The sequence below is a fragment of the Streptomyces sp. NPDC087270 genome, assembly GCF_044744625.1.
Classification (GTDB): domain Bacteria; phylum Actinomycetota; class Actinomycetes; order Streptomycetales; family Streptomycetaceae; genus Actinacidiphila.
This window is the reverse complement of the sequence record NZ_JBIUYR010000007.1, coordinates 256,795-282,344: the sequence shown is the minus strand read 5'-3', so window position 1 is coordinate 282,344 and position 25,550 is coordinate 256,795. Positions and strand designations below refer to the sequence as shown.

At 72.9% G+C, this 25,550-nt stretch carries 23 protein-coding genes; 3 read left to right on the top strand and 20 right to left on the bottom strand.

Annotation, left to right across the window (positions count from 1 at the left end; all coding sequences use genetic code 11):
• Nucleotides 1-27 precede the first annotated feature (27 nt).
• The 4 genes from nusB to ACIPAE_RS16840 form a co-directional block, all read right to left on the bottom strand.
• The gene (nusB, locus tag ACIPAE_RS16855) at nucleotides 28-453 is read right to left on the bottom strand and encodes a transcription antitermination factor NusB (protein ID WP_402445753.1); all 426 of its coding nucleotides are present in this window, start codon (nucleotides 451-453) and stop codon (nucleotides 28-30) included.
• A gap of 2 nt (nucleotides 454-455) precedes the next feature.
• Nucleotides 456-1,022 carry an elongation factor P gene (gene efp, locus ACIPAE_RS16850; RefSeq protein ID WP_329371625.1) on the bottom strand — a complete coding sequence of 189 codons (567 nt, stop codon included), beginning with the start codon at nucleotides 1,020-1,022 and terminating at the stop codon, nucleotides 456-458.
• 68 nt (nucleotides 1,023-1,090) lie between these two features.
• Nucleotides 1,091-2,194: an aminopeptidase P family protein gene (locus ACIPAE_RS16845; protein ID WP_328461503.1), complete on the bottom strand. Its 1,104-nt coding sequence runs from the start codon at nucleotides 2,192-2,194 to the stop codon at nucleotides 1,091-1,093.
• A gap of 236 nt (nucleotides 2,195-2,430) precedes the next feature.
• Nucleotides 2,431-3,666: an MFS transporter gene (locus ACIPAE_RS16840; protein ID WP_329371620.1), complete on the bottom strand. Its 1,236-nt coding sequence runs from the start codon at nucleotides 3,664-3,666 to the stop codon at nucleotides 2,431-2,433.
• A 90-nt stretch (nucleotides 3,667-3,756) separates the two neighbouring features.
• On the opposite strand from ACIPAE_RS16840, the gene ACIPAE_RS16835 reads away from it, so the two are divergent.
• On the top strand, nucleotides 3,757-4,761 hold the full coding sequence (locus ACIPAE_RS16835; RefSeq protein WP_402445752.1) for a DUF5937 family protein: 1,005 nt from the start codon (nucleotides 3,757-3,759) through the stop codon (nucleotides 4,759-4,761).
• A gap of 17 nt (nucleotides 4,762-4,778) precedes the next feature.
• On the opposite strand, the gene ACIPAE_RS16830 is transcribed toward ACIPAE_RS16835, so the two are convergent.
• The 11 genes from ACIPAE_RS16830 to ACIPAE_RS16780 form a co-directional block, all read right to left on the bottom strand.
• On the bottom strand, nucleotides 4,779-5,606 hold the full coding sequence (locus tag ACIPAE_RS16830) for an AAA family ATPase (RefSeq protein WP_402445750.1): 828 nt from the start codon (nucleotides 5,604-5,606) through the stop codon (nucleotides 4,779-4,781).
• 605 nt (nucleotides 5,607-6,211) lie between these two features.
• Nucleotides 6,212-6,652, bottom strand: coding sequence for a type II 3-dehydroquinate dehydratase (gene aroQ, locus ACIPAE_RS16825; RefSeq protein ID WP_329371614.1), 441 nt, complete (start codon nucleotides 6,650-6,652; stop codon nucleotides 6,212-6,214).
• The gene (aroB, locus tag ACIPAE_RS16820) at nucleotides 6,649-7,830 is read right to left on the bottom strand and encodes a 3-dehydroquinate synthase (protein ID WP_329371612.1); all 1,182 of its coding nucleotides are present in this window, start codon (nucleotides 7,828-7,830) and stop codon (nucleotides 6,649-6,651) included. Before aroB ends, aroQ begins: the two co-directional genes overlap by 4 nt.
• Nucleotides 7,827-8,342 carry a shikimate kinase gene (locus ACIPAE_RS16815; protein WP_366410044.1) on the bottom strand — a complete coding sequence of 172 codons (516 nt, stop codon included), beginning with the start codon at nucleotides 8,340-8,342 and terminating at the stop codon, nucleotides 7,827-7,829. The genes aroB and ACIPAE_RS16815 overlap by 4 nt, the downstream gene beginning before the upstream one ends.
• Nucleotides 8,339-9,523, bottom strand: coding sequence for a chorismate synthase (gene aroC, locus ACIPAE_RS16810; RefSeq protein ID WP_329371608.1), 1,185 nt, complete (start codon nucleotides 9,521-9,523; stop codon nucleotides 8,339-8,341). The genes ACIPAE_RS16815 and aroC overlap by 4 nt, the downstream gene beginning before the upstream one ends.
• A gap of 172 nt (nucleotides 9,524-9,695) precedes the next feature.
• Entirely contained in the window at nucleotides 9,696-10,547 is an 852-nt protein-coding gene (locus ACIPAE_RS16805; RefSeq protein WP_402445746.1) for a shikimate dehydrogenase, read from the bottom strand.
• 13 nt (nucleotides 10,548-10,560) lie between these two features.
• Complete coding sequence (gene mltG, locus ACIPAE_RS16800) at nucleotides 10,561-12,462, bottom strand: endolytic transglycosylase MltG (protein ID WP_402445744.1); 1,902 nt, start codon at nucleotides 12,460-12,462, stop codon at nucleotides 10,561-10,563.
• Between the two features lie 191 nt (nucleotides 12,463-12,653).
• Nucleotides 12,654-13,118: a Holliday junction resolvase RuvX gene (ruvX, locus tag ACIPAE_RS16795; protein WP_329374441.1), complete on the bottom strand. Its 465-nt coding sequence runs from the start codon at nucleotides 13,116-13,118 to the stop codon at nucleotides 12,654-12,656.
• Between the two features lie 232 nt (nucleotides 13,119-13,350).
• Nucleotides 13,351-16,020 (bottom strand): alanine--tRNA ligase, encoded by a 2,670-nt coding sequence (gene alaS / locus ACIPAE_RS16790; RefSeq protein WP_366410041.1) that lies wholly within the window; start codon nucleotides 16,018-16,020, stop codon nucleotides 13,351-13,353.
• Nucleotides 16,020-16,388 carry a DUF6167 family protein gene (locus ACIPAE_RS16785; RefSeq protein WP_328461522.1) on the bottom strand — a complete coding sequence of 123 codons (369 nt, stop codon included), beginning with the start codon at nucleotides 16,386-16,388 and terminating at the stop codon, nucleotides 16,020-16,022. Before ACIPAE_RS16785 ends, alaS begins: the two co-directional genes overlap by 1 nt.
• A 4-nt stretch (nucleotides 16,389-16,392) precedes the next feature.
• Nucleotides 16,393-16,839 (bottom strand): DUF948 domain-containing protein, encoded by a 447-nt coding sequence (locus tag ACIPAE_RS16780; protein WP_329371599.1) that lies wholly within the window; start codon nucleotides 16,837-16,839, stop codon nucleotides 16,393-16,395.
• A gap of 262 nt (nucleotides 16,840-17,101) precedes the next feature.
• Between ACIPAE_RS16780 and ACIPAE_RS16775 the strand changes: the two genes are divergently transcribed.
• A complete protein-coding gene (locus ACIPAE_RS16775; protein WP_329371597.1) occupies nucleotides 17,102-19,204 on the top strand; it encodes an AAA family ATPase in 2,103 nt (700 codons plus the stop codon).
• Between the two features lie 572 nt (nucleotides 19,205-19,776).
• Here the strand turns inward: ACIPAE_RS16775 and rpsD are convergent.
• Nucleotides 19,777-20,388 carry a 30S ribosomal protein S4 gene (gene rpsD / locus ACIPAE_RS16770; protein ID WP_402445741.1) on the bottom strand — a complete coding sequence of 204 codons (612 nt, stop codon included), beginning with the start codon at nucleotides 20,386-20,388 and terminating at the stop codon, nucleotides 19,777-19,779.
• Nucleotides 20,389-20,443: 55 nt separating this feature from the next.
• Between rpsD and ACIPAE_RS16765 the strand changes: the two genes are divergently transcribed.
• Complete coding sequence (locus ACIPAE_RS16765; protein WP_329371595.1) at nucleotides 20,444-21,223, top strand: DUF2470 domain-containing protein; 780 nt, start codon at nucleotides 20,444-20,446, stop codon at nucleotides 21,221-21,223.
• A gap of 80 nt (nucleotides 21,224-21,303) precedes the next feature.
• Here ACIPAE_RS16765 and ACIPAE_RS16760 read toward each other — a convergent pair whose 3' ends face one another.
• The 4 genes from ACIPAE_RS16760 to ACIPAE_RS16745 form a co-directional block, all read right to left on the bottom strand.
• Nucleotides 21,304-22,656 (bottom strand): replication-associated recombination protein A, encoded by a 1,353-nt coding sequence (locus ACIPAE_RS16760; protein WP_402445739.1) that lies wholly within the window; start codon nucleotides 22,654-22,656, stop codon nucleotides 21,304-21,306.
• Between the two features lie 98 nt (nucleotides 22,657-22,754).
• Nucleotides 22,755-23,414: a vitamin K epoxide reductase family protein gene (locus tag ACIPAE_RS16755; protein WP_366410038.1), complete on the bottom strand. Its 660-nt coding sequence runs from the start codon at nucleotides 23,412-23,414 to the stop codon at nucleotides 22,755-22,757.
• Nucleotides 23,415-23,515: 101 nt separating this feature from the next.
• Nucleotides 23,516-24,778 (bottom strand): histidine--tRNA ligase, encoded by a 1,263-nt coding sequence (hisS, locus tag ACIPAE_RS16750; protein ID WP_366410037.1) that lies wholly within the window; start codon nucleotides 24,776-24,778, stop codon nucleotides 23,516-23,518.
• Between the two features lie 11 nt (nucleotides 24,779-24,789).
• Nucleotides 24,790-25,503 carry an MBL fold metallo-hydrolase gene (locus ACIPAE_RS16745; RefSeq protein WP_366410036.1) on the bottom strand — a complete coding sequence of 238 codons (714 nt, stop codon included), beginning with the start codon at nucleotides 25,501-25,503 and terminating at the stop codon, nucleotides 24,790-24,792.
• Between the last annotated feature and the right edge of the window lie 47 nt (nucleotides 25,504-25,550).

The window sequence follows — 25,550 nt, the reverse complement described above, 5'->3', positions numbered from 1 at the left end:
CGCGGACGGGCCCCCCGGGGGGTCCCGTTACCGCTTGAGCGTGGGCTTGAGCTCCATCAGGCGGCCCAGCAGGCCGTTGATGAACGAAGGCGACTCGTCGGTGGAGAACTCCTTCGCGAGCTGGACCGCCTCATCCAGGACGACGGCGTCGGGGACGTCGTCCTCCCAGATCAGCTCGTACGCGCCGAGCCGCAGGACGTTGCGGTCCACAGTCGGCATCCGGTCGAGGGTCCAGCCGACGGCGTACCCCGCGAGGAGTTCGTCGATCCGCTGGGCGTGCGCGGTGTAACCCTCGACGAGCTGCATCGTGTACGCGGTGACCGGCGGCTGCCGGTCGTCGGTCCGGGCGAGCCGAATCCAGTCCGCCATCACGATCGTGGGAGCCGCACCCCGCTGCTCTGCCTCGAAGAGGATCTGGAAGGCGCGCTTGCGGGCCTTGTTGCGGGCAGCCACGGTTAGCTGTTCACCCGGCCGAGGTAGTCGCCGGTGCGGGTGTCGACCTTGACCTTCTCACCGGTGGTGATGAACAGCGGGACGCCGATCTCGTAGCCGGTCTCCAGGCGCGCGGGCTTCGAGCCACCGGTGGAGCGGTCGCCCTGCACACCGGGCTCGGTGTACTCGATGACCAGCTCGACGGCGGCGGGCAGCTCGATGTAGAGCGGCGAGCCCTCGTACATCGCGACGACCGCCTCGAAGCCCTCCAGCAGGTAGTGCGCGGCGTCGCCGACCACCTCGGGGGTGACGGTGATCTGGTCGTACGTCTCCGAGTCCATGAAGACGAAGTCGCTGCCGTCCTTGTAGGAGAACTGCATGCCGCGCTTGTCGACGTTGGCGGTCTCGACCTTCAGCCCGGCGTTGAAGGTCTTGTCGACGACCTTCCCGGAGAGCACGTGCTTCAGCTTGGTGCGCACGAAGGCGGGGCCCTTGCCGGGCTTGACGTGCTGGAACTCGACTACGGTCCAGAGCTGGCCGCCGTCGAGCTTGAGCACGAGGCCGTTCTTGAGGTCGTTCGTGGTGGCCACGGTTGCGGAATCTCCTGAAAGTGCTGCTTCGGGACCGAGGACGTGCCCGGCCCGACCACCCTAGGTGGTCACAGCGCGAGGAGTTCCTTGGTCGTGATGGTGAGTAGCTCGGGTCCGCCGTCCGCCACGGGGCGTACGACGAGTGTGTCGTCGATGCGGACACCGCCACGGCCCGGAAGGTGGACTCCCGGTTCGACGGTGACCGGCACGCAAGCGTCCAGTTTACCCACGGCCGCGGGTGACAACTGAGGGTCCTCGTCGATTTCGAGGCCGACGCCGTGTCCGGTCCATGCCGCCAGGCCCTCGGCGTGGCCCGCGGCACGCAGCGGCTCGCGGGTGGCACGGTCCACGTCGCGGCAGGCCACGCCCGGTGCGAGGGCCTCACGGCCGGCCCGCTGGGCGGCGAAGACGAGGTCGTACAGCTCGATCTGCCACGACGCGGGGGCGCTGCCGATCACGAAGGTGCGGCCCACCTCGCAGCGGTAGCCGTGGTAGCACGCGCCGAGCCGCACGGTGAGGAAGTCGCCCTCCTCCACCCGGCGGTCGGTGGGGACGTGGCGGGCCACACCCGAGTGCGGGCCGGTGCCGATGCAGGTGGAGAAGGCCGGGCCGTCGGCGCCGTGGTCCACGAGGCGGCGCTCCAGCTCCAGCGCGAGGTGCCGCTCGGTGCGGCCGACCAGGATCGACTCCAGCAGTTCGCCCAGTGCCTGGTCGGAGATCTCCGCGGCGATCCGCAGGCTGGCGATCTCGTGCTCGTCCTTGATCAGCCGGAGCTGCTCGACGGCGCCCGCCAGATCGGTGAGGCGCACGCCCGGGGCCACGGAGCGCAGGGCGCGGTGGCGGGTGACGGTGAGGTGGTGCTCCTCCACCGCGAGGCCGTCTGCCTGCTGCTGGCGGGCGAGGTCCGCGGCGGCGACCGCGGCGTCCGCGTCGGGCGAGGGCAGCACGACGTTGCGCAGGTCGTCGGTGGGCTGGGGGGCGTCGTCCGGGGGCGGGCGCAGGTGGACGAGGGTGTCGTCGCTGCCCGGCCCGACCAGGAGGGCGGCGCCCGGGGGGGCGCAGCCGGTCAGGTAACGGACGTTCGCGGGCTGTGTGACCAGCGCGGCGGCAGCGCCCGCCGCGGCGCAGCGCTCGCGCAGCCGTGCTCTGCGTACCGTATGCACCTCCGCCATGCGGCGAGCCTACGACGGCGCTCCCGGGTTGGCCTCTCCACGAGTCCCTCCGGGGGTAACGGGAGCCCCCGTCCAGCCGTCGCCCCCGTTCTCGGGACCACCTCTCGGTGCGGGGTGCTCCGGTTTTCCCGCCGCGACGGAACGGATTTCCTCCCGGCTGCTCCGAACCGTGGGCTACGGCTCCCCGCCGCGACGGTTTCGGCCTCGCGCCCGGCTGCGTGACGGCGGGTGGCCGCTCAGGCGGCGGGCCGGGGCACCCGGGAGGGTCCGCGGCGGGAAAGGGGCACCGTGAGAACCGTTGCCGCACCCGCGAGGGACATCGCAAGGGGTGGGCCGAAGGGGAGCGCGAGGGCGCCGAAGAGGGCGGGTGCGACTCCTTGGAGGGTCATCGTGCCGGACCCGAGGAGCCCGAAGGCGTGCCCGTGGGCGTCGGCGGGGAGGGCGTCGAGGAAGGGCCGCTGGAGGCCGAGTCCGTAGGCGAAGCCGACGCCGGCGAGGAGAAGGAGGAGCGCGCCGGCCGCGAGCCCGGGCCGGGCGGCGAAGAGCAGGAGGGGCAGCCCCATCAGGGCCATGAGGGGGGCGACCAGCCGTTCACGGGTGTCCGGCCGCAGCATCCGGCCGACGAGGACGTCCCCCACGAGCATCCCGACCGGCAGGCACGCCATGAGCACGGCGTACCCGCCGGAGGCGAAGCCCTGGGAACCGGCGTAGGCGACGATCTGCCCCTCGGCCCCGGCCACGCACGCGCCCGGCAGCCACTGCGCGAGCAGCAGCCGCCGCGGCCGGCGGGCCCGTAGCAGCGCGGCGGTGGCGGCGAGGCTGGCCCGGACCGGGGACGCGGAGGACGCGGCGGGACCCGGCGCGGGGAGCCGGGGCAGCGCGAGCCGTATGCGGCAGGCGGCGAGGGCGTACAGCGCGGCGCCCGCCAGCAGCGCGTGGCGGGCACCGAGCAGCGAGACGGCGGCGCCGCTGAGGCCGAGGCCGGCGAGCTGCGCGGCGGAGGAGGCCATGTTGTTCAGGGAGCGGCCCAGCACGTAGGCGTCGCCGGTGAGGGAGCGGGCCACCAGCGCGTTGGCGGCGCCGCCGAAGACCGGGGTGAGGAAGGCGATCAGGGCGATCAGCACCAGGCTCACGGCGATCGGCAGCGCGGCGAGGGCGAGCAGCAGCGCGGTGGCGCACTCCAGCAGGTAGCCGGCGGTGATCAGGCCGCGGGGCGGCAGCCGGTCGGCGAGCGAGCCGAGCAGGGTGACGCCGAACGCCTGCGGCAGGAATCCGGCGCCGAACGCGATACCGCTCAGCAGCGGCGAGGAGGTGGTCGCGTAGACCAGGACGGAGAAGGTGGAGATCCGCAGCGAGTCGGCGGTGATCGCGAGCACACGGGTCGCGAAGATCACCCGGAAGCGGGGCTCGGCGAGCACGTCGCGGTAGGTCGTACGGGCCGGGGTGAGGGGCGCGGTGCCGGTGGAGGCCATGTCCGGCAGCCTCCCGGGAGCGGGCCGCCGAGCGCGAATGATTCGCCGGGGGACGTAAGGTCGCGGCGCCGAGGACGTAGGGTCGGCGGCATGCTCCGGCTCGAAGTCGCCACCGAGGACCTGCTGCGCAGCCGCTTCGCGCTGTCGCCGGCGTTCGAGCTGAACACGGTGCTGCGCGCACTGAACCGGGGGGACGGGCGGCTGCCGGCGGCGTGGGCGGCGCGGCTGCGGCCCGGCTTCGAACGGCTGCGCCGGGAGACCGAGTTGGACGCGGTGCTGGCCCTCCAGACGCCGAAGGCGGGTGCGGACTTCGTCGCGGTGCCGCCGCGCGGACCCGCGCAGAGCTGGGCGGACGACCTGGCGGCGATCCGCGCCACCGCCCCGGAGCAGGCGCGGGCGGAGATCACCCGGCAGCGCGCGCGGCAGCCGGTGCGTGACCCGCGGGTGCGGGCCGTGCTGGACGCGCCGGACGTGGTGGAGCGGATCGCGGCGGCGCTGGACCGGGCCTGGCACGAACTGGTGGCACCGGACTGGCCGAGGCTGCGGGCGCTGTGCGAACGGGACGTGGTGCACCGGGTCGGGGTGATCGGCGAGCGCGGCTGGGCGGCGGCGATCGGCGAGCTGCACGACGGGGTGCGCTGGCACGACGGCGGGATCGAGCTGGCGCCGATCGACGGCGGCACGGTGCACTTGCGGGGCGAGGGGCTGCTGCTGATCCCGTCGATCTTCACCTGGCCGGGGCTGGCCGCGTACTTCGAGGACCCGTGGCCGCGGACGCTCGTCTACCCCGCGCGCGGCACCGCCGTCCTGCACGAGACGCCCGCGCCCCCGGCCGCGGACGCGCTCGCGGCTCTCCTCGGCCGTTCCCGGGCCCGGCTGCTGGCGGCGCTGGACGCTCCCGCGAGCACGACCCAGCTCGCCCGCCAACTCGCGTTCGCGCCCGGGGCGGTGGGCGACCACCTCGCGGTGCTGCGCGGGGCGGGGCTGGTGGCGCGGGCCCGTTCGGGCCGTTCGGTGCTGTATCGGCGCACCGCGCTCGGGGACGCGCTGGCCGCGTCCGCGCCCCTGCCCGACGAGCGGGACCAGCGGCCTTGAGACGGCGGCCGCGCTCGCTACCAGATCGGCGGGCCCTGGAGGCTGCGGGCCACCACCCGGTCGAGGGCGGCCGAGGCGGCCTCCACGTCGAGGTGGGAGTTGTCGATGATGGGCAGGCCCGAGCCGTACCAGCCGGCCATCCGGCCGTGGATACGGGCGACCTCCTCGTCCGACAGCCGGCGGTTGCCGGAGCGTTCGGCGTTGCGGGTGAGCACGATGTCCAGGCCGGGCAGCAGGACGACGGGCAGCAGCCCCGGGCCGACGTGCCGCTTCCAGCCGCCGAGGCCGACCGTGGGGCGGTCCGGGAAGACCGCGTCGTCGATGATGCAGGACACGCCGTTGGCGAGGAAGTTGCGGGCGGCGAAGCCGCAGGTGCGGCGGGCCAGGCGGTACTGCGCCTCGGAGTTCTCGTTCCACCCGGCCTGCGGGTCGGCGAAGCCGGAGCGGACCCATTCGCGTACGTCGTCCAGGCTGATGTGGGCGGTGGGGACGCCGCGGTGGTCCGCCCAGTGCCGCGCGATCGTGGTCTTGCCCGCGCCGGCCGCGCCGATCAGCAGCACGGCTATCGGGCCGTGCGCCGCGCCCGGGAGTGAGCCCCCGCTGGGTACGGCCGGGGCCTGGACCGGGGCGGGGGCGGGCATCGGGAAGTGGCCGGTGGTGCCGGGGGCTGCCGCTTGGCCCTGACCCTGGCTTTGGCTTGGCGCCTGGCCCTGGCTTTGGCTTGGCGCCTGGCCCTGGCTCTGGCTTGGCGCCTGGCCCTGGCTCTGGATCGGTGCCTGGCCCGGCACGGGCGCGGGTCCCTGACCCGGGCCGGGCGGCTGGGGCGCCCCCACGGCGTGCTGCATGTCGGCCACTCCATCCCGTACCGGAGGTCTGTGCGGTTCGCTCTGCGTGACCAGGGCGCGCCACGGCTTGAACGGTACCGTGCGGTTCGGCTCACGCCCAACCGCCCCTGGGCGCTTGGGCGTCCCGCCACCGGGGGTGGGGTGCCCCACGCGGGCGGGCGATGCCTGCACATGGCCTTGGGCGCCCTTGCGGATGGGGGTGCCCCGGGGCCCGCAGGCCCAGCCCCTGCGACGTGTGCCCGGACCACCCGCAGGTGGTCGGCTGGCCGCGCAGTTCCCCGCGCCCCTGAAGGGTGAACGCCTCCCGCCAAGCGAGCCCCGTACCGACAGCCCGACAACGACCCGCAGGCCCAGCCCCTGCGACCTGTACCCGGACCACCCGCCGGTGACCGGTCGGCCGCGCAGTTCCGCCCCCAGAGCTTCGCCTGGGAGGTGCCCCCAGCGCCCCTGAAAAGTGGACGCCTCCCGCCAAGCGAGCCCCATCCCGACAACCCGGCAACGACCCGCAGGCCCAGCCCCTGCGACCTGTGCCCGGACCACCCGCCGGTGGTCGGCTGGCCGCGCAGTTCCGCCCCCGCGGAGGGAACTCCGTGGCGGGGTTGGGACTAGGTGGCCAGGTTTTCCGATAGGGCGCGGAGGGCCAGGTGGTAGGAGCCGATGCCGAAGCCGGCGATCGCGCCGGAGGCGACCGCGGTGAGGACGGAGGTGTGGCGGAACTCCTCACGGGCGTGCGGGTTGGAGATGTGCACCTCGATGAGGGGGGCGGTGCGCTGGGCGGCGGCGTCGCGCATCGCGTAGGAGTAGTGCGTGAAGGCGCCGGGGTTGAGGACGACGGGCAGGCGGGCGTCGGCCGCTTCGTGGAGCCAGCGGATCAGCTCGGCCTCGTCGTTGGTCTCGCGGACCTCGACGTCGAGACCGAGTTCCGCCCCGAGCTTCGTACAGGACTCGACGAGGCCGGCGTAGGAGGTCGCGCCGTAGACGTCGGGCTCGCGGGAGCCGAGGCGGCCGAGGTTGGGGCCGTTGAGGACGAGGACGGGGCGGGTCACTCGGTCACCTCACCGTAGGCGGCGAGCAGGACCGCGGGGTCCGGGCCCTCCAGGACGGTGGGCTTGGCGAGGCCGTCCAGGACGATGAAGCGCAGCAGGTCACCGCGGGACTTCTTGTCCACCTTCATGGTCTCCAGCAGGCGGGGCCACTGGTCGCCGCGGTAGGTGAGCGGCAGCCCGACGGAGCCGAGCACGGCGCGGTGCCGGTCGGCGGTCGCGTCGTCCAACCGCCCGGCGAGGCGGCCGAGTTCGGCGGCGAAGACCATGCCGACGGAGACGGCGGCGCCGTGCCGCCAGTTGTAGCGCTCGTTCTTCTCGATGGCGTGCGCGAGGGTGTGGCCGTAGTTGAGGATCTCGCGCAGGCCGGACTCCTTGAGGTCGGCGGAGACCACCTCGGCCTTGACGCGGATGGCGCGCTCGACGAGTTCGGCGGTGTGCGGGCCGGCCGGGTCGCTCGCGCCCTGCGGGTCGGACTCGACGAGGTCGAGGATGGCCGGGTCGGAGATGAAACCGGCCTTGATCACCTCGGCGAGGCCGCTGATGTAGTCGTTGCGCGGCAGGGAGGCGAGCGCGGACAGGTCGCACAGCACGCCGGCCGGCGGGTGGAAGGCGCCGACGAGGTTCTTGCCCTCGGCGGTGTTGATGCCGGTCTTGCCGCCCACGGCCGCGTCGACCATGCCGAGCACCGTGGTGGGCACCGCGATCCAGCGCACCCCGCGCAGCCAGGTCGCGGCGACGAACCCGGCCAGGTCGGTGGTGGCGCCACCACCGACGCCGACCACCACGTCGGTGCGGGTGAAGCCGGTCTGGCCGAGCGCCTTCCAGCAGTAGGCGGCCACCTCGGCGGTCTTCGCCTCCTCGGCGTTCGGGATCTGGATCGCGACGGCCTGGTAGCCCTGTTCGGCCAGGTCCTCGCGGATCGCCTCGCCGGTGCCGGCCAGCGCCTCGGGGTGCAGCACCGCCACCCGGAGGGCCTTGGGGCCGATCAACCCGGGCAGCTCGCCGAGGAGTTGGTGGCCGACGAGCACCTCGTACGGTTCGGTGCCGGCGGTGCCGGCGACCTGGATGCGGGTGGGCGGCGCGGCCCCGCTCCACGCCTCGTTGCCCTGGCCGGTGCCGCTGCCCGTGCCGTCGCTGTCGTGCCGCCCGGCGGCCTCGCGTGCGTCTGCGTCGCTCATGCGTCCTTCAGTTCCAGTGCGTCCAGTACCGCCACGGCCACCTCGTCCGTGCCGCGGTCGGCGGTGTCGACCACCGCGCGGGCCACCTCCGTGTACAACGGGCGGCGCTGCTCCATCAGTTCACGCCAGCGCTGCCGCGGGTTGACCGCGAGCAGCGGGCGGGGGGCGTCGAGGCCGACCCGGCGCACCGCGTCGTGCAGGCTGACGTCGAGGAAGACGACGGGCAGGCCGGCGAGTCGTGCGCGGGTGCCGGCGTCCATGACGGCGCCGCCGCCGAGCGAGAGCACCCCGTCGTGCCCGTCGAGGGCGGCGGCGACGGCGGCCCGCTCCAGGTCGCGGAAGTGCGGCTCGCCGTCGTCGATGAAGATCTCGGAGATCGGCTTGCCCGCGGTCCGCACGATGTCCTCGTCGGTGTCGCGGTAGGTGACGCCGAGCAGGTCGGCGACGGCGCGGCCGACCGTGGTCTTGCCCGCGCCGGGCGGGCCGACCAGCACGACGACGGGGGCGGTCACCGGATCGCCAGGTGGTCGAGGAAGTCCTGCACGTTGCGGCGGGTCTGCGCGACCGAGTCGCCGCCGAACTTCTCCGCGACGGCGTCGGCGAGCACCAGGGCGACCATCGCCTCGGCGACGATCCCGGCGGCCGGCACCGCGCACACGTCGGAGCGCTGGTGGTGTGCCTGGGTGGCCTCGCCGGTGGTGACGTCCACGGTGGCCAGGGCGCGCGGCACGGTCGCGATCGGCTTCATCGCGGCGCGCACCCGCAGCACCTCGCCGGTGCTCATGCCGCCCTCGGTGCCGCCGGAGCGGCCGGTGGCGCGGCGGATGCCGTCGGGGCCGGCCACGATCTCGTCGTGCGCCTTGGACCCGGGCACCCGGGCGAGGTCGAAGCCGTCGCCGACCTCGACGCCCTTGATGGCCTGGATGCCCATCAGGGCGCCGGCCAGGCGGGCGTCGAGCCGCCGGTCCCAGTGCACGTGGGAACCGAGGCCGACCGGGGCGCCGTAGACCAGGACCTCGACGACGCCGCCGAGGGTGTCGCCGTCCTTGTGGGCCTGGTCGATCTCGGCCACCATCGCCTTGCTCGCGTCGGCGTCCAGGCAGCGCACCGGGTCGGCGTCCAGCCGTTCCTGGTCGGCCGGCACCGGCACGACCCCGTACGGGGCCTTCGCCGCGGCCAGTTCGACCACGTGGGAGACGATCTCGATGCCCGCGGTCTCCTTGAGGTAGGACCGGGCGACCGCGCCGAGCGCGACCCGGGCCGCGGTCTCCCGCGCGCTCGCCCGCTCCAGCACCGGGCGGGCCTCATCCAGGTCGTACTTCTGCATCCCGGCCAGGTCGGCGTGGCCGGGACGGGGCCGGGTCAGGGGCGCGTTGCGGGCGAGCCCGGCCAGGATCTCCGGGTCGACCGGGTCCGCGGCCATCACCTGCTCCCACTTGGGCCACTCGGTGTTGCCGACCATGATCGCCACCGGGCTGCCCATGGTGCTGCCGTGCCGCACGCCGCCCAGGAAGGTGACCTGGTCCTGCTCGAACTTCATCCGGGCGCCGCGGCCGTAGCCGAGCCGGCGCCGGGCCAGGGCGTCCGCCACCATCGCGGTGGTGACGGGCACCCCGGAGGGCAGTCCTTCCAGCGTCGCGACAAGTGCGGGTCCGTGCGACTCCCCCGCGGTCAGCCAGCGCAATCTGCTCAACGGTGCTCCCTGGAAAACGACCATGCCACTATGGCCCGATCCTCCCACGTTTCCCGTACCTGCCAGGACGGGTGTCCGGAGAGCGGACCGGGGCCCGGCACGGGCGGTGGCGGCCGCCCCGGCTTCCTCGGCGGGCTCACCGGGCTCACCGGGCTCACCGGGTTCACCGGGTTCACCGGGCGGCGAGTGCCGCCTCCCCGGCGACGCGCATCGCCTTCAGCGGGGCGGGCGCGACGCCGGTGTGCTGTTCGACCTGGAGGACGGCCTGGTGGACCAGGAGGTCGAGGCCGCTCGCGACCTGGCCGCCACTGGCGGTCCAGGCGGCCGCGAGCGGGGTCGGCCAGGGCTCGTAGAGCACGTCGAAGAGGGTGCCGGGGGCGGCCGGGACCGCTTCGGCGAGGTGGTCGGCGGCGCCCGCGGGAGTCGTGGCGATCACCAGCGGCGCGCGGAGCCCGTCGGCGGCGGCGCTCCAGTCGGCGGTGCGCACGGCGACGCCGAGCCGCTCGCCCCAGCGGGCCATCTCCTTGGCGCGGGCCGGGCCGCGCACGTACGCGGTGACCTCGCCGGTGCAGACCCGGGCGAGCGCGGCCAGCGCGGAGGACGCGGTGGCGCCCGCGCCGAGCACGGCCGCCGACGGCACCGAGGTGACACCGTGTTCGGCCAGTGCCGCGACCATGCCGGGGATGTCGGTGTTGTCGCCGTGCCGCCGCCCGTCGGCGCCCAGGACGACGGTGTTGACCGCCTCCACCGAGGCCGCGGTGTCGCTGATCTCGTCCAGCAGCGGGATGATCGCGCGCTTGAGCGGCATCGTCAGCGACAGCCCGGCCCACTGCGCCGGGTCCAGGCCCGCGACGAAGCCGGGCAGCGCCAACTCGTCCACCTCGAAGCGGTCGTACCGCCGGCCGTCGAGACCGAGAGCTGCGTACGCGGCGCGGTGCAGCACCGGGGAGAGCGAATGCGCGATCGGGGAGCCGAGCACGGCGGCGCGGTAGGCGGCGCCGTGTGGCCGAGCGGTGGTGTCCAAGGAGAGCGCCCTGCTACTGGGAGTTGTACTGCTGGTAGAGCTTGTCGAACTCGGCCTTCGTCTCGGTGAACTTCGTGGTCTTGCCGTCCAGCGAGATGAAGTACCACCAGTTGCCGCTGTCCGGGGCCATCGCGGCCTTGAGCGCGTCGATGCCGGGGTTGCCGATCGGCCCGGGCGGCAGGCCCTGGTGCTTGTAGGTGTTGTACGGGCTGACCAGCGAGTTGATCTCGTTGTGCGAGATGTTCGTCTTGCTGGTGTTCTTGACGTAGTTGTACGTCGAGTCGAACTGGAGCAGCCCGAGGGTCTCCGGGTTGTTGGGGACCATCCGGTTGTAGACGACCTTGGCCATCTTCTTGAAGTCGTCGTCGGTCTTGCCCTCGGCCTGCACGAGGCTGGCGACCGTGACGAGTTCGAGCGGGTTGTCCAGCCCCTGCTTCTTCGCCTCGCCGGCCATGTCGAACTGGGCGTACTGCTTGTTCGCCTCGTCGATCATCTGCTTGAGCAGCACCTCGGGCTTCTCGCCCTTGGAGACGCTGTAGCGGGAGGGGAAGAGGAAGCCCTCCAGCGGGTCCATGACGTTCGGGCCGGGCTTCGCCCAGGACGGCAGCCCGAGGCTCTTCGCCTGGTCGTGCGCGGTCTTCTGGGTGGTGCCCGCCTTCAGGCCGAGCCGGGTGTCGATGGCCGCGTAGATCTGCTTGTCGCGCATGCCCTCGGGGATGATCAGCGCGTTCTGCGACTTGGGGTCGAGCATCATCGTGACCGCCGCGGCACCGGACATCTGCTTGTGCAGGTCGTAGACGCCGGCCTGGATGAAGCCGCCCTTGGGGTTCTTGCCCGCCGCGGCGGTGAAGGCGCCGACGCTCTTCACGACGCCGGCCTTCTTCAGGATGTTGCCCATGGTGGTCGCGGACGACCCCGAGGGGATGTCCACCTGGACGTCGCCGCTGCCCTGGCCCGAGTAGTCCGGCGGCGGGCCGAAGCGGCTCTCGTACATGTTGTAGCCGACGTAGCCGATGCCGCCGACGCCGCCGACGAGGACGGCGAGCACGACCACGCAGGCGCAGCCGCTGCGGCGCTTCTTGCCGGGCTGGGGCTGGGACCTGCCGGATCTGCGGCCGCCGGTCCTGGTCGGCTCGGGCGCGTGGTCGTCATCGTCGTCGTCGCGGCCGGCGAAGAAGGCGTGGTCGCTGGGGTCGCCCTCCTCGTCCGCGTCCCACTCGCCGGTGTTGGCCGGGGCGGTGCGCAGCGGGTGGGCGCCGGGCTCCTGGGGGTGGCCCGGTGCGGCGGTGCCGGGACGGGCACCGGGCTGCCCCATGCCCGGCTGGCCGGCGCCGGGTTGCCCCGGACCCGGCTGACCGGCGCCGGGCTGGCCCGGTCGGCCCATGCCGGGCTGCTGCGGCTGCTGCTGGGGCTGGGTCTGTTGCTGCTGTCCCTGGTACTGCGGCTGCTGGGGCTGCTGCTGCGGGTAGCCCTGCTGCTGCGGCTGCTGGGGTTGCTGCTGGCCGTAGTAGCCGGGCTGCTGCCCGTACGGGTCCTGCGGCTGCTGACCGCCGTACGGGTCCTGGCTGTACCCGGTGACCTGGCCGGTCTGGTACGAGCCGGTGTCGTAGCCCTCGTAGCCGTCGTAACCCTCGTACCCGGTCTGCTGGTAGCCCTGCTGCGGGTGGCCCTGCTGGGGGTACTGCGACTGCTCGGGGTACTGCTGCTGGCCGTACTGCTGCTGCGGGTAGCCCTGCTGGGGCTGCTGCGGGTACTGCTGGTGCTGCTGACCGGTGGCGTACGGGTCCTGCCAGTCGCCCTGCTGCTGAGGGTGCTGGGGCTGCTGCTGCGGGTACCCCTGGTCGTACACATCGCCGAAGAGCGGGTCCTCGGGGTGCCACGGTTCGGAGCCGGAACCCCGGCCATAGTCAGTCATCGGCATCCATCAGTCGGTCTTCCTGCTCGCACCCTCCGTGGCAGACCCCGGTCCTCGGTCTTCCACTCCGGCTGCTCGGGCGTCAGCCCTCGGTCCCGTCGGTACGCGGTCGGCATCAGTCCCGCCGACCTTGCGAAACGGGCGGCGCCCGTAGGCACCGCCGTGTCGCGCGGAACGTTACCGTATCGCGATCAGATGACTACTTCGACGTTCTCGCCCGGAGCGGTGCCCGACACCCGCTCGGTCTCCAGCGCGCTCTGCAGAATAACGACTGCGGCCGCCTGGTCGACTACGGAGCGTCCCTTTTTGGCACTGACTCCGGACGCGCGCAGCCCGTGGGTGGCAGTGACGGTGCTCATCCGCTCGTCCACGAGGCGGACCGGCACCGGGGCGATGATTTTCGCCACAGCGCGCGCGAAGCCGCGGACCTTGGCCGCGGCCGGGCCTTCGGTGCCGTTCAGCGACCGGGGCAGCCCGACGACGACCTCGATCGGGTCGTACTCGGCGACGAGGGCGGCCAACCGGCGCTGCGCGGCGGGCACATCGCGGCCGGGCACGGTCTCCACCGGGGTGGCGAGGATGCCGTCTGGGTCGCACGAGGCCACCCCGATCCGGGCGTCCCCGACGTCCACGGCCAGCCGCCGGCCACGCCTGATCCCGCCGGGACCGCCGACGCTGTCGGAGCCGCCCGTGCCTTCGGGCCCGCCCGCGCCTTCCGGGCCGCCCTGACCACCGGGACCACCGGGACCACCGGGGCCGCCCGAAGCCGCGGGGTGACCGCCTCCCGCGCCGCCGGGCGCACCCCGCTCCCCGCCGCGGCCCGCGGCGGAACGCCGGGCCCGCGGCCGCTCACGGCCGCGCTCCGCGCCCCGCCGCCGCTCGGTCATGTCACGCCTTCTCGCCGACGAGCCGCCGCACTGCCTCGATCGCGTCGGGCACGGCCGCGGGGTTCTGCCCGCCGCCCTGGGCGACGTCGTCCTTGCCGCCGCCGCCACCACCGAGCGTCTTCGCCGCGGTGCGGACGAGTTCGCCGGCCTTGAGGCCGCGCTCGCGCCCCGCCTCGTTGGTGGCGATGACGGTCAGCGGACGGCCGTTCGCCACGGTGAACAGCGCGACGACTGCGGGCCGGCCGCCGCTGATCCGCTGCCGCACGTCGAGCACGAGCTTGCGCAGGTCGTCCGCGCCGGTGCCCTCGGGCACCGCGCCGGTGACCAGGGCGACGCCCTTGACGTCCTCCGCGGCCTCGGCGAGCCCGGCCGCGGCCTGGAGCACCTTCTCGGCGCGGAACCGCTCGATCTCCTTCTCGGCGTCCTTGAGCTTGGCGAGCATCCCGGAGATCTTGTCCGGCAGCTCCTCGGGACGGCCCTTCACCAGGTCGGTGAGCTGGGCGACCACGGTGTGCTCGCGGGCCAGGAAGTTGTACGCGTCGACGCCGACCAGCGCCTCCACCCGGCGCACGCCGGACCCGATCGAGGACTCGCCGAGCAGCTTCACCAGGCCGAGTTGGGCGGTGTTGTGCACGTGGGTGCCGCCGCACAGCTCCTTGGAGAAGTCGCCGATGGTGACCACCCGGACGTGCTCGCCGTACTTCTCGCCGAACTCCGCGATGGCGCCCTGCCGTTTGGCCTCCGCGATCGGCATCACCTCGGCGGTGACGTCGAGTTCGCGGGCCAGCACCTCGTTGATCTTCTGCTCGACGTCGGTCAGCACGGTGCCGGGCACCGCGGCCGGGGAACCGAAGTCGAAGCGGAAGCGCCCGGGCGAGTTCTCCGAGCCGGCCTGGGCCGCCGTGGGGCCCAGCGCGTCGCGCAGCGCCTGGTGGGTGAGGTGGGTGGCGCTGTGGGCGCGGGCGATGGCGCGGCGCCGGGTCAGGTCGATCCGGGCGTGCGCGGCCGCGCCGAGGGTGACCTCGCCGACCTGGACGACGCCCTTGTGCACGCTGACGCCGGGCACCGGGCGCTGCACGTCGCGGATCTCCACGACGGCGCCGCTGTCCAGCCGGATGCGGCCGGTGTCGGCGAGCTGGCCGCCGCCTTCGGCGTAGAAGGGGGTGCGGTCGAGGACGATCTCGACCTCGTCGCCCTCGGTGGCGGCCGGCGAGGGCAGGCCGTCGACGAGCAGGCCGACGACGGTGGCCTCGCCCTGGTCGTGGAGGTACCCGGTGAACTCGGTGGCGCCGGAGCGGTCGGCGACCTCGCGGTAGGCCGACAGGTCGGCATGGCCGGTCTTCTTCTTCTGCGCGTCCGCCTTCGCCCGGTCGCGCTGCTCCTTCATCAGCCGCCGGAAGCCGTCCTCGTCGACGCTCAGCCCCTGTTCGGAGGCCATCTCCAGGGTGAGGTCGATCGGGAAGCCCCAGGTGTCGTGGAGCAGGAACGCCTGCTCGCCGGGGAGCACCCGGCCGCCCTGGGCCTTGGTCTCGGTGACCGCGGAGTCGAGGATGTTGGTGCCGGCCGAGAGGGTCTTGAGGAAGCGGGACTCCTCGGCGAGCGCGACGGACTCGATCCGCTTGCGGTCGGTGATCAGTTCCGGGTACTGCTCGCCCATGGTGCCGATGACGACGTCCACGAGCTCGGCGACGACCGGGCGGTCGGCACCCAGCATCCGCATGTTGCGGATCGCGCGGCGCATGATCCGGCGCAGGACGTAGCCGCGGCCCTCGTTGCCGGGCGTGACGCCGTCGCCGATGAGCATGACGGCGGTGCGCATGTGGTCGGCGACGACCCGCAGCGAGACGTCGGAGTCGTTGGCGCGGCCGTAGTGGACGCCGGTGAGAGCGGTGGCCGTGTCGATGACGACGCGCAGGGTGTCGGTCTCGTACATGTTCTGCACGCCCTGCAGGATCATCGCGAGGCGTTCGAGGCCGAGGCCGGTGTCGATGTTCTGGGCGGGCAGGTCGCCGAGGATCTGGAAGCCGTCCTTGCCCTGGCCGGGGCCGCGTTCGTACTGCATGAAGACCAGGTTCCAGATCTCCACGTACCGCTCGTCGTTGACCGCGGGGCCGCCCTCTTCACCGAACTCGGGGCCGCGGTCGTAGTTGATCTCGGAGCAGGGGCCGCAGGGGCCGGGGACGCCCATGGACCAGAAGTTGGGGCCCATGCCGAGGCGCTGGATGCGCTCGGCGGGGACGCCGACGACGTCGCGCCAGATCCGCTCGGCCTCGTCGTCCTTCTCGTAGACGGTGATCCACAGCTTCTCCGGCTCCAGGCCGTAGCCGCCGTCGGCCTGCGAGCTGGTCAGCAGCTCCCAGGCGTAGGTGATGGCGCCTTCCTTGAAGTAGTCGCCGAAGGAGAAGTTGCCGCACATCTGGAAGAACGTGCCGTGCCGGGTGGTCCGGCCGACCTCTTCGATGTCCGGGGTGCGCACGCACTTCTGGACGCTGGTGGCGCGGTCGAAGGGCGGCTTGACCTCGCCGAGGAAATACGGCTTGAACGGGACCATGCCGGCCGGGACGAGCAGCAGCGTCGGGTCGTCCGCGATGAGGGAGGCCGACGGCACCACGGTGTGCCCGCGCTCCTCGAAGAAGCGCAGCCAGCGGCGGCGGATTTCTGCCGACTCCATCAGTGTTCGTCCTTCCGGTTCTTGTGCTTGCGATCCCCGCGCCTGGCCTTCGTGGGCAGGGCGGGGGTGCCGCTGCCCGCGGTGCTCCCGGGCAGGGTGGCCCGCGGGGCGGGCAGCGGCTGGGGTGACTCGGGTGCGCCCTGGGTACGCAGGCCCAGGGCGTCGTGCAGTTCGGTCTCGCGCTGGGCCATGCCGACCCGTACGTCCTGGGCGAACAGCCGCAGCCGCGCGCCGGTCTCCAGGGCGCGGTCGGCGGCGGTCACGGCGAGGCTGTCGGGGTTGAGACGGCGCACCGCGCGGCCCACCTTGACGGTGGCCCACGCACCGGTGGCGGCGCCGGTCACGAACCAGAACAGACGGCGGAACATGGCCTCAGTCCTTATTACGGCGGTCGCGGCGGTCGCGGCGTTCCCGGCGCGCGGCGGGCAGCACCCTGCCGGTGAGGGTACGGGCCCGGGCCTTGCCGGCGTCGCCGGACTGCATGCCGACCGCGCGCCGCACGCCGTATCCGAACGCGGCGACCTTCACCAGCGGGCCGCCGAAGGTCGAGGCGACGGTGGACGACAGCGCCGACGCGTTCGCGGTCACCTCGGCGACGTCGGAGGTGATGGTGTCGACCCGGTCGAGTTGCGCGTTCGCGCTGCGCAGCGCGTCGGACGCCTCGCCGAGCAGCGGAACGGCCTGCTCGGTGATGCCCGCGACGAGTTCCGTGGTGCGCCGCAGGGTCTGTGCCAGCCGGGCCAGCGCGACGGCCAGGAACGACACGAGGATCGCCCAGAACACGGCGACGATGAGGCCCGCCACCTCTCCACCGGACACGCTGCCGCACTCCCTTTTCCGACCCTCACCACTGTTGTTGCGAGCCTATCGCGTCGCGGGGACAGGACCCTCCAGGGCGCCCCGTGCTGTCGGTTCAGGGACCACCCGCCGGCGGGAGGTTGATGGCGCCGCTCTCCCCCGATCTCCCCCTGAGCTCCACCCGGGTGGTGTCCTCACGCGCCCCTGGTTCGTGCGGCTCCTGCCGGGAAGGGCACCCGGCGGGTTGTACGTTGCGCTAGCGAGCACGTACGCTCCGTAGACCATGTCTTCCGCGGAATGTCTGCCGGCCGAACTCACCGGATTCGTCGGCCGCGACAGCGAACTCGCTGACCTGGCCGAACTGTTGGCGATCAGCCGGCTGACCACGGTGACCGGCACCGGTGGCGTCGGCAAGACCCGTCTTGCCCTGCGCGCCGCAGGCGCCGTACAGAACCGTTTCCCCGACGGCGTGCGCGCGGTGGACCTGTCGGCGCTGCGGGACGCCGAACTCCTCGACCACACGGTCGCCGACGCGCTGCGGGTACCGGACCACACCACGCGCGGCCCGCGCACGGCCCTCGCGGAGTACGTCGCGGACCGCGAACTCCTGCTCGTGGTGGACGGCTTCGACCGGGTCCGTACCGAGTGCGCCGCGCTGATGGCCGAGTTGCTGCGCCGGGCACCGGGACTGCGGGTGCTCGCCGCGGGCCGCCGCCCCCTGGGTATCACCGGGGAGCGGCTGCTGCCGCTGGCGCCGCTGCCGGTGCCGGGCGACGGGGTGCGGCTGTTCACCGAGCGCGCCGCCGAGGTCGTGCCGGGCTTCGCCGTGACCGAGGCGGACAGCGCGGCCGTGACCGAGCTGTGCACGCGGCTGGACGGCCTGCCGCTCGCCCTGGAACTCGCGGCGGTGCGGCTGCGCGCGCTGTCGGTGGCCGACGTCCTGCACCGGCTGGACGACCGTTTCCGGCTGCTGACCGGCGGCGATCCGACCGCACCGGCCCGGCACCGGGCGCTGCGCACCGCGATCGGCTGGAGCCACGAACTGTGCACGCCCGCCGAACGCCTGCTGTGGGCACGGCTGTCGGTCTTCGCCGGCCGGTTCGACCTGGACGCGGTGGAGTACGTCTGCGCGGGCACCGACCTGCCCGAGGCCGACATCGCGGAGACCCTGGCCGGGCTGGTGGCGCAGTCGGTGGTCAGCCGCGAGGCGGACGACCCGTCCGACGGCACCCGCTACCGGATGCTGGAGAGCGTGCGGGAGTACGGCGCCTCCTGGCTCGCCGCGCTCGGCGACGAGCAGCGGATGCGGCGCCGGCACCGGGACTGGTACCTGGGCCTCGCCACCTGGTGCGAGCTGGACTGGTTCAGCCCGCGGCAGGAGGAGGTCGCCGCACGGGTGTCCGACGCCCTGCCCAACCTGCGACTGGCACTCGACTTCAGCCTCGACGGACCCGCCGAGGACCCGGTCGTCGGCCAGTACCTCGCGGGCACCCTGTGGTTCTGCTGGGTCGGCTGCGGGCGGCTGGCCGAGGGCCGGCACTGGCTGGACCGCGCGCTGGAGGCGTCGGCCGAACCCAGCGACGCCCGGGCGAAGGCGATGTGGGTGGCCGGGTACGTCGCGCTCCTCCAGGGCGACTCGACCGCGGCGCTGTCCGTACTCCAGGAGTGCCGCGCCGAGGCCGACGAGAGCGGGAACGCCACCGCGGCCGCGTACGCCGTGCACCGGCTCGGCTGCCTGGCGCTGGTCTCGGACGACATGCCGGTCGCCGAGCGGTTCATCGGCGACGCGCTCCGCCGCTACCGGCAGATCGGCGAGCTGAACAGCAACGTGCTCATGGGTCAGGTGGAGCTGGCGATGGCGGTGGCCTTCCAGGGCGACGTGCCCCAGGCGGTCCGGCTCGCCGAAGAGGTCCGGGACATCTGCGGCGACCACGGCGAACGCTGGACGCTCGCATACGCCTTGTACGTCCTCGGATACGCGGCCTGGCTGGCGGGCGAGCCGGGCCGGGCGCGGCGGCTCGCGGAGGAGTCGCTCGCCATCAACCACGCCTTCCACGACCTGGTGGGCGCCGTCCTCGCGCTGGAACTGCTGGCGCTGGTCACCGAGGACGAGGGGACGCCCCACGAAGCCGCCGTGATCCAGGGCGCGGCCGGCCGGCTGTGGGACTCCGTCGGCCTACGGCTCTTCGGCTCCCGCCACTTCAACGCGCCCCACGCCATCTGCGAGCGCCGCCTCCGCGAACGCCTCTCCGACCGCGCCTACACCGCCGCCCTCCACGAGGGCAGCCGTCTCTCCTTCGACGAAGCGGTTCTCCGCGTCCTGGCACTCCCCCGCCAACCCCCCTCCAAGGGCCGCCCCCTCCCCGCCGCCCACCGCAACCCCTGACAAACGCGACACCCCCCAACCCACCCGCGCCCCCGAAGGGGCGCGGGCAACTGCGCGACAAGCCACCCACTACCGGTCACCCGGCAACGCAACCGCACCCCAACGACGTACCCCGAAGGAACGCGACACCCACCAACGCAACCGCGCCCCCGAAGGGGCGCGTGGGGGCACCTCCCAGGCGAAGCTCTGGGGGAGAACTGCGCGACAAGCCACCCACCACCGGTCACCCGGCAACGCAACCGCACCCCAACGACGTACCCCGAAGGAACGCCGCACCCACCAACGCAACCGCGCCCCCGAAGGGGCGCGGGGAACTGCGCGACAAGCCACCCACCACCGGTCACCCGGCAACGCGACCCCACCCCCACGACGCACCCCGAAGGAACGCGGCGCCCACCAACGCAACCGCGCCCCCGAAGGGGCGCGGGGAACTGCGCGACAAGCCACCCACCACCGGTCACCCGGCAACGCGACCTCACCACCAGCGGCGCACTTCCGAAAAGGCGAGCCCCTCCACGGCGGCGCAGCCACAAGCGCAACGGCAACCCATTACCGAGAAGCGCCGCAGGCGGTCAGCGGGCGTAGTACTCCACGACGAGCTGCTCGTCGCAGATGACCGGGATCTCACGGCGGTTGGGGTCACGGTCCAGCCGGAACGCCAGCGCCTGGAGGTTCACCTGGAGGTAGCGGGGCGTCTCTCCGTCGGGCGCCCAGCCACCCTCGCGCGCGACCAGGAACGGGGTCTTCTCCCGGGACCGCGCGCGCACCTGCACGACGTCCTCGGGGCTGACCCGGAACGACGGCTTGTCGACCTTGCGCCCGTTGACCTCGATGTGGCCGTGCACGACCATCTGCCGGGACTGGTAGATCGTGCGGGCCAGCCCGGAGCGGAGCACCAGCGCGTCCAGGCGCCGCTCCAGCTCGACGATCAGCGCCTCGCCGGTCTTGCCCTCGACCTTCTTCGCGCGGTCGTACGCGCGCTGCATCTGCCGCTCGCTGATGTCGTACTGCGCGCGCAGCCGCTGCTTCTCCAGCAGACGGGTCTTGTAGTCGCTGTTCTGCTTGCGACCACGGCCGTGCTCGCCCGGCGGGTAGGGGCGGGCCTCGAAGTACTTGACGGCCTTCGGGGTGAGCGCGATGCCGAGCGCCCGGGACTTCTTGACCTTGGGACGCGACTGATTCACGTGCGTCGAACCTCCGTGTAGATTAGGTAAGGCTTACCTTAGCTGAGGAGTACGCATGATTCGACCCGGGAACCCCGCACCCGAACTGCCGTCGCGACAGCAGGAGAACGGTCAGCCGCGTCCCGAAGTGGAAGAGGCGCCCCGGCAGCCCTCGGCCGCCGAACGCGCGCGCACTCTCGTCGAGGGTAACCCGTCCCTCGCACTGACCATTCCCGCGCTGCGCCCGGTACCGGACGAGCCGATGGTGCCGCTACGCCGCTCCGTGGGGCCCGAAGGCGACGTCTTCCTGCTCTTCCCGCGCGACCACCCCGCGGTGCGGGCGGTCCGGCACGCCACCGACGACGAGGTGCCGGCTGTGCTGGAAGTCACCGACGTGGCGCCCGTCGCCGTCCCGCACCGCATCCGCGGCCGCGCCTGGGTCGCCGGGTGGCTCACCCACGTGCCGGGCGGCGGCTTCGAGTCCGACGCGGAGCTGCTGCGCCTGGAACCCGGGGAGATCTCCGTGGACGACCTGTGGGGTGCGGCTCTCGTCGAACCGGACGAGTTCGCCGCCGCCGGGCCCGATCCGCTCGCGCCCTTCGAGACCGATGTCCTCCAGCACCTCGCGGCCGCCCACCCCGAGGAGGTCGCGCTGCTGTGCGGGCTCGTCGGCGAGCCCTGTGCGGGCGGCACCGCCGGCGCGGTGCCCCTGGCGCTCGACCGGTTCGGCCTCCGGGTCCGCTTCACCGGGTCCGCCGGTACGTACGACGCTCGCTTCGATTTTCCGAGCCCGGTGGACGGGCCGGCCGCCGCTCGCCGCGCCCTGCGGCACCTCTTCGCGTCGGCCCGGGCCTGACCTACCGGGGGTGGCCCCGACCCACCGGGGTGCCCCGTCCGCGTGGTTTCGGGACCTCGCTGACCGACCGCCCCGGAGGGTCAGTTGCCGCCGGAGAGGCGTTCACGGACGCGGTCGAGGACGTCGGCGACGCGGGCTTCGGCGCCGTAGCGGGTCGGTTCGTAGTAGCGGCGGTCGGCGATCTCGTCCGGCAGGTACTGCTGCGCCGCGATCGCGCCGGGTACGTCGTGCGGGTAGACGTAGCCCTGGGCGTGGCCGAGCTTGGCCGCGCCCTTGTAGTGCCCGTCCCGCAGATGCGTGGGCACCGGGCCGGCCTTGCCCGCCCGGACATCCTCCAGCGCCGCCCCGATCGCGGTGGTCGCCGCGTTGGACTTCGGCGCGAGGGCGAGCGCGATCGTGGCGTGGCTGAGGATGAGCGACGCCTCGGGGAACCCGATCATCGCGACCGCCTGCGCCGCGGCGACCGCCGTGGGCAGGGCGGTCGGGTCGGCCAGTCCGATGTCCTCGCTCGCCGAGATCATCAGCCGGCGGGCGATGAAACGGGGGTCCTCCCCGGCCACGATCATCCGTGCCAGGTAGTGCAGCGCCGCGTCCACGTCGGAGCCGCGGATCGACTTGATCAGGGCGCTCGCCACGTCGTAGTGCTGGTCGCCGTCGCGGTCGTAGGCCACCGCGGCGCGGTCGACGGCCTCCTCGACGGTGGCGAGGGTGAGGGTGTCCTCGCCCTTGGCGAGGGCGGCGCCCGCGCCGGCCTCCAGGGCGGTCAGCGCGCGCCGGGCGTCACCGCCGGCGATCCGCAGCAGGTGGTCCTCGGCGTCCTGCGGGAGGATGACCGCGCCGTCGAGCCCCCGCTCCTCGGTGAGCGCGCGGCGCAGCACCCCGCGGATGTCGTCGTCGGTGAGGGATTCGAGGGTCAGCAGCAGGGAGCGGGACAGCAGCGGCGAGATCACCGAGAAGTACGGGTTCTCCGTGGTGGCCGCGATCAGGGTGACCCAGCGGTTCTCCACGGCGGGCAGCAGCGAGTCCTGCTGGGCCTTGCTGAAGCGGTGGATCTCGTCGAGGAACAGTACGGTCTCGCGGTTGTACCCACCGGCTTGGCGCTTGGCGCTCTCGATGACCGCGCGGACCTCCTTCACGCCCGCGGTGATCGCCGAGAGTTCCACGAACCGCTTGTTGGTGGCCTTGCTGACCACGTACGCGAGCGTGGTCTTTCCGGTGCCGGGCGGGCCCCACAGGATCACCGAGGAGGCACCCGCGGGTCCGGTGCCGTCGTCACCGACCAACCGCCGCAGTGGTGAGCCCGGGCGCAGCAGGTGCTGCTGGCCCACCACCTCCTCCAAGGTGCGCGGGCGCATCCGCACCGCGAGCGGGCTGCTGCCCGGGTCCCGCTCCCGCCGTTCCTCGGCCGCCGCACTGAACAGATCTGGCTCCACCCGTGCAGCGTATGCCACCCCTGTGACACTCCCCGACCGCGCGCCGCCGAAGCACCGTCGCGGGGGCGGGTATCCCGCCGTCGTCGCAGGTCAGGAGGTCAGATGACGGTCTTCCAGTAGTACCAGAAGTGGGTCAGGATCAGCAGGCCGATCACCGCGTACCAGACCACCGGCACCACCCAGTGGAACTCCAGCACGGCCGAGCGGACCTTGCCCGGCACCTTGATCAGACCGTGCCTGATGTTGTGCACGGCCGTGTACCAGAAGATCAGGATGGTGACGACCCAGGCGAGGCAGCACCACAGGCAGACCGCGTGGATGTTGTAGATCGTCTGGTACTGGAGCCAGCTGATGAAGCAGACGCCGAACAGGCCGCCGGCCTGCAGGCCGTACCAGAACCACGGCTTGTAGCCGCGGCCCCCGGCGAGCACACCCATGGCGACGCAGATCACCACGCCGTACGCGACCAGGCCGATGATCGGGTTCTGGAAACCGAAGGCGTGCGCCTGCTTGCTCTCCATCACGCTGCCGCACGCGATGACCGGGTTCAGGCTGCACGAGAAGTGTGTGGGCTTGCCCTCGACGGTGTTCTGCAGCAGGACGAACTTGTCGTTGGTGATGACGAAGGACGCGACCAGGCCCAGCACACCGGAGATCAGCAGCAGCCAGGTGAATGCCTTCGTCGGCGCGATCCCGCCCGGTACCTGCGGTTCGCGGTCGCCGTCCGTTCGCGTCTCGTCCAACGCGGAAGTCGTCATGATCGCCGATCTCTCAGGTCCGTGGGGCGGGCACCAAACATTGTGCACCAGGGCGGTGAGAACGGCGTAAGGTCTGCCGCCCTGGTACACGGACGAGCGGTTTAAACCAGCCGTTCCTTGACGGTTTCCGCCACCTCGGCGAGCGTGACCGGGCCCTGCTCGCCGCTGGCGAGGTCCTTGAGCTGGACCACGCCCTCGGCCAGGTCCCGCTCCCCCGCGACGATCGCGAGGCGGGCGCCGGAGCGGTCCGCGGACTTCATCGCGTTCTTGATGCCCTTGCCGCCGAACGCGAAGTCCGCCGCGATCCCGGCCCGCCGCAACTCCGTGACCAGCGCGAACAGCGCGCGCCTGGCCTGCTCGCCGAGCGGCACCGCGTACACGTCGGTGGCCGCCGGCAGCGCGAGTTCCACTCCCTCGGCCTTGAGCGCGAGCACGGTGCGGTCCACGCCCAGCGCCCAGCCGACCGACGGCAGCGACGGGCCGCCGATCATCTCGGACAGGCCGTCGTACCGCCCGCCGCCGCCGACCGCGGACTGCGAGCCGAGGGCGTCGTGGACGAACTCGAAGGTGGTGCGGGTGTAGTAGTCCAGGCCCCTGACCAGGCGCGGGTCGTCCTCGTACGTGACGCCGGCCGCGGTCAGCAGGTCGCGGACCTGCTCGTGGTACTCCTTGCACGCCTCGCACAGGTGATCAATGATGAGCGGCGCGCCGGCGAGTTGACGCTGTACGGACTCCCGCTTGTCGTCCAGCACCCGCAGCGGGTTGATCTCGATCCGCTTGCGGGTGTCGTCGTCGAGGTCGAGGCCGCGCAGGAACTCCTGGAGGGCGGCCCGGTAGGCCGGGCGGCACTCCTTGTCGCCGAGCGAGTTGAGCAGCAGCCGGAAGTCGCGCAGGCCGAGCGAGCGGTACGCGTCGACCGCCAGGATGATCAACTCGGCGTCCAGCGCCGGGTCCTCGGCGCCGATCGCCTCGGCGCCGACCTGCGAGAAGTGCCGGTACCGGCCTGCCTGCGGGCGCTCGTAGCGGTAGTAGGAGCCGGAGTACCAGAGCTTCACCGGCAGGTTGCCGGCCTTGTGCAGGTTGGCCTGGAGGGCGGCGCGCAGCACCGACGCGGTGCCTTCGGGGCGCAGCGCGAGTTCGGTGCCGCCCTTGGTGGAGAAGGCGTACATCTCCTTGGTGACGATGTCGGTGGACTCCCCGACACCGCGGGCGAACAGTTCGACGTGCTCGAAGCCGGGGGTCTCGACGTATCCGTAGCCGGCCCGGCGGGCCGGGGCGGCGATCGCCTCGCGCACCGCGAGGAACGCCGCGGAGTCGGGCGGCAGAAGGTCGTACGTGCCCTTGGGGGCCTGGAACGTGCTCACGGCAGTGACAGTCACAATCCTCGTCGTGGAGCCGGGTCGTCGCCGGTTCCGTGGCCGCCGGCCACCTTGCCCAGATAGGGGTTGGTGGCGCGTTCGCGGCCGATGGTCGTCTGGGGGCCGTGCCCGGAGAGCACCACCGTCGAGTCGTCGAGCGGCAGGCACACGCGGGCCAGCGACTCGTGGAGCTCGGCGGTGTCGCCACCGGGCAGGTCGGTGCGTCCGACGGAGCCGGCGAACAACAGGTCGCCCGAGAAGAACACCGACGGGATGTCGGTGGTCGGGGGCAGCCGGTAGGTCACCGACCCCTTGGTATGGCCGGGCGCGTGCGCGACGCCGAACTCCAGACCGGCCAGGGCGAGGGTCTCGCCGTCGGTCAGTTCCCTGAGGTCGTCGGGCTCGCCGACGGTCAGATCCGCGAACAGCGGGGCGCCGACGGCCATGCCGATCGCCTTCTCCGGTTCGCTGAGCATGTAGCGGTCGGCGGGGTGCAGCCAGGCGGGCACGTCGTGCGCGCCGCAGACCGGCAGCACCGAGGCGACGTGGTCGACGTGGCCGTGGCTGAGGATGACGGCCACGGGCTTGAGCCGGTGCTTGGCGAGGACGTCCTCGACACCCTGGGTCGCGTCGACGCCCGGGTCGATGATCACGCACTCTTCGCCGGCGGCGGGCGCGACCACGTAGCAGTTCGTGCCCCACGCCCCGGCGGGGAACCCGGCAATGAGCACGTTCGTCCTTCTGTCGTCCGCGGTCGGCTGCCTTGAGCCTACCGGCG

Coding starts and splice junctions, on each gene's coding strand:
- ACIPAE_RS16840 (WP_329371620.1), bottom strand. CDS start 3,666: ATGGCCTCCACCGGCACCGCGCCCCTCACCCCGGCCCGTACGACCTAC.
- ACIPAE_RS16835 (WP_402445752.1), top strand. CDS start 3,757: ATGCTCCGGCTCGAAGTCGCCACCGAGGACCTGCTGCGCAGCCGCTTC.
- aroB (WP_329371612.1), bottom strand. CDS start 7,830: ATGAGCGACGCAGACGCACGCGAGGCCGCCGGGCGGCACGACAGCGAC.
- ACIPAE_RS16830 (WP_402445750.1), bottom strand. CDS start 5,606: ATGCAGCACGCCGTGGGGGCGCCCCAGCCGCCCGGCCCGGGTCAGGGA.
- mltG (WP_402445744.1), bottom strand. CDS start 12,462: ATGACTGACTATGGCCGGGGTTCCGGCTCCGAACCGTGGCACCCCGAG.
- alaS (WP_366410041.1), bottom strand. CDS start 16,020: ATGGAGTCGGCAGAAATCCGCCGCCGCTGGCTGCGCTTCTTCGAGGAG.
- ACIPAE_RS16755 (WP_366410038.1), bottom strand. CDS start 23,414: ATGACGACTTCCGCGTTGGACGAGACGCGAACGGACGGCGACCGCGAA.
- ACIPAE_RS16845 (WP_328461503.1), bottom strand. CDS start 2,194: ATGGCGGAGGTGCATACGGTACGCAGAGCACGGCTGCGCGAGCGCTGC.
- ACIPAE_RS16785 (WP_328461522.1), bottom strand. CDS start 16,388: ATGTTCCGCCGTCTGTTCTGGTTCGTGACCGGCGCCGCCACCGGTGCG.
- ACIPAE_RS16775 (WP_329371597.1), top strand. CDS start 17,102: ATGTCTTCCGCGGAATGTCTGCCGGCCGAACTCACCGGATTCGTCGGC.
- ACIPAE_RS16765 (WP_329371595.1), top strand. CDS start 20,444: ATGATTCGACCCGGGAACCCCGCACCCGAACTGCCGTCGCGACAGCAG.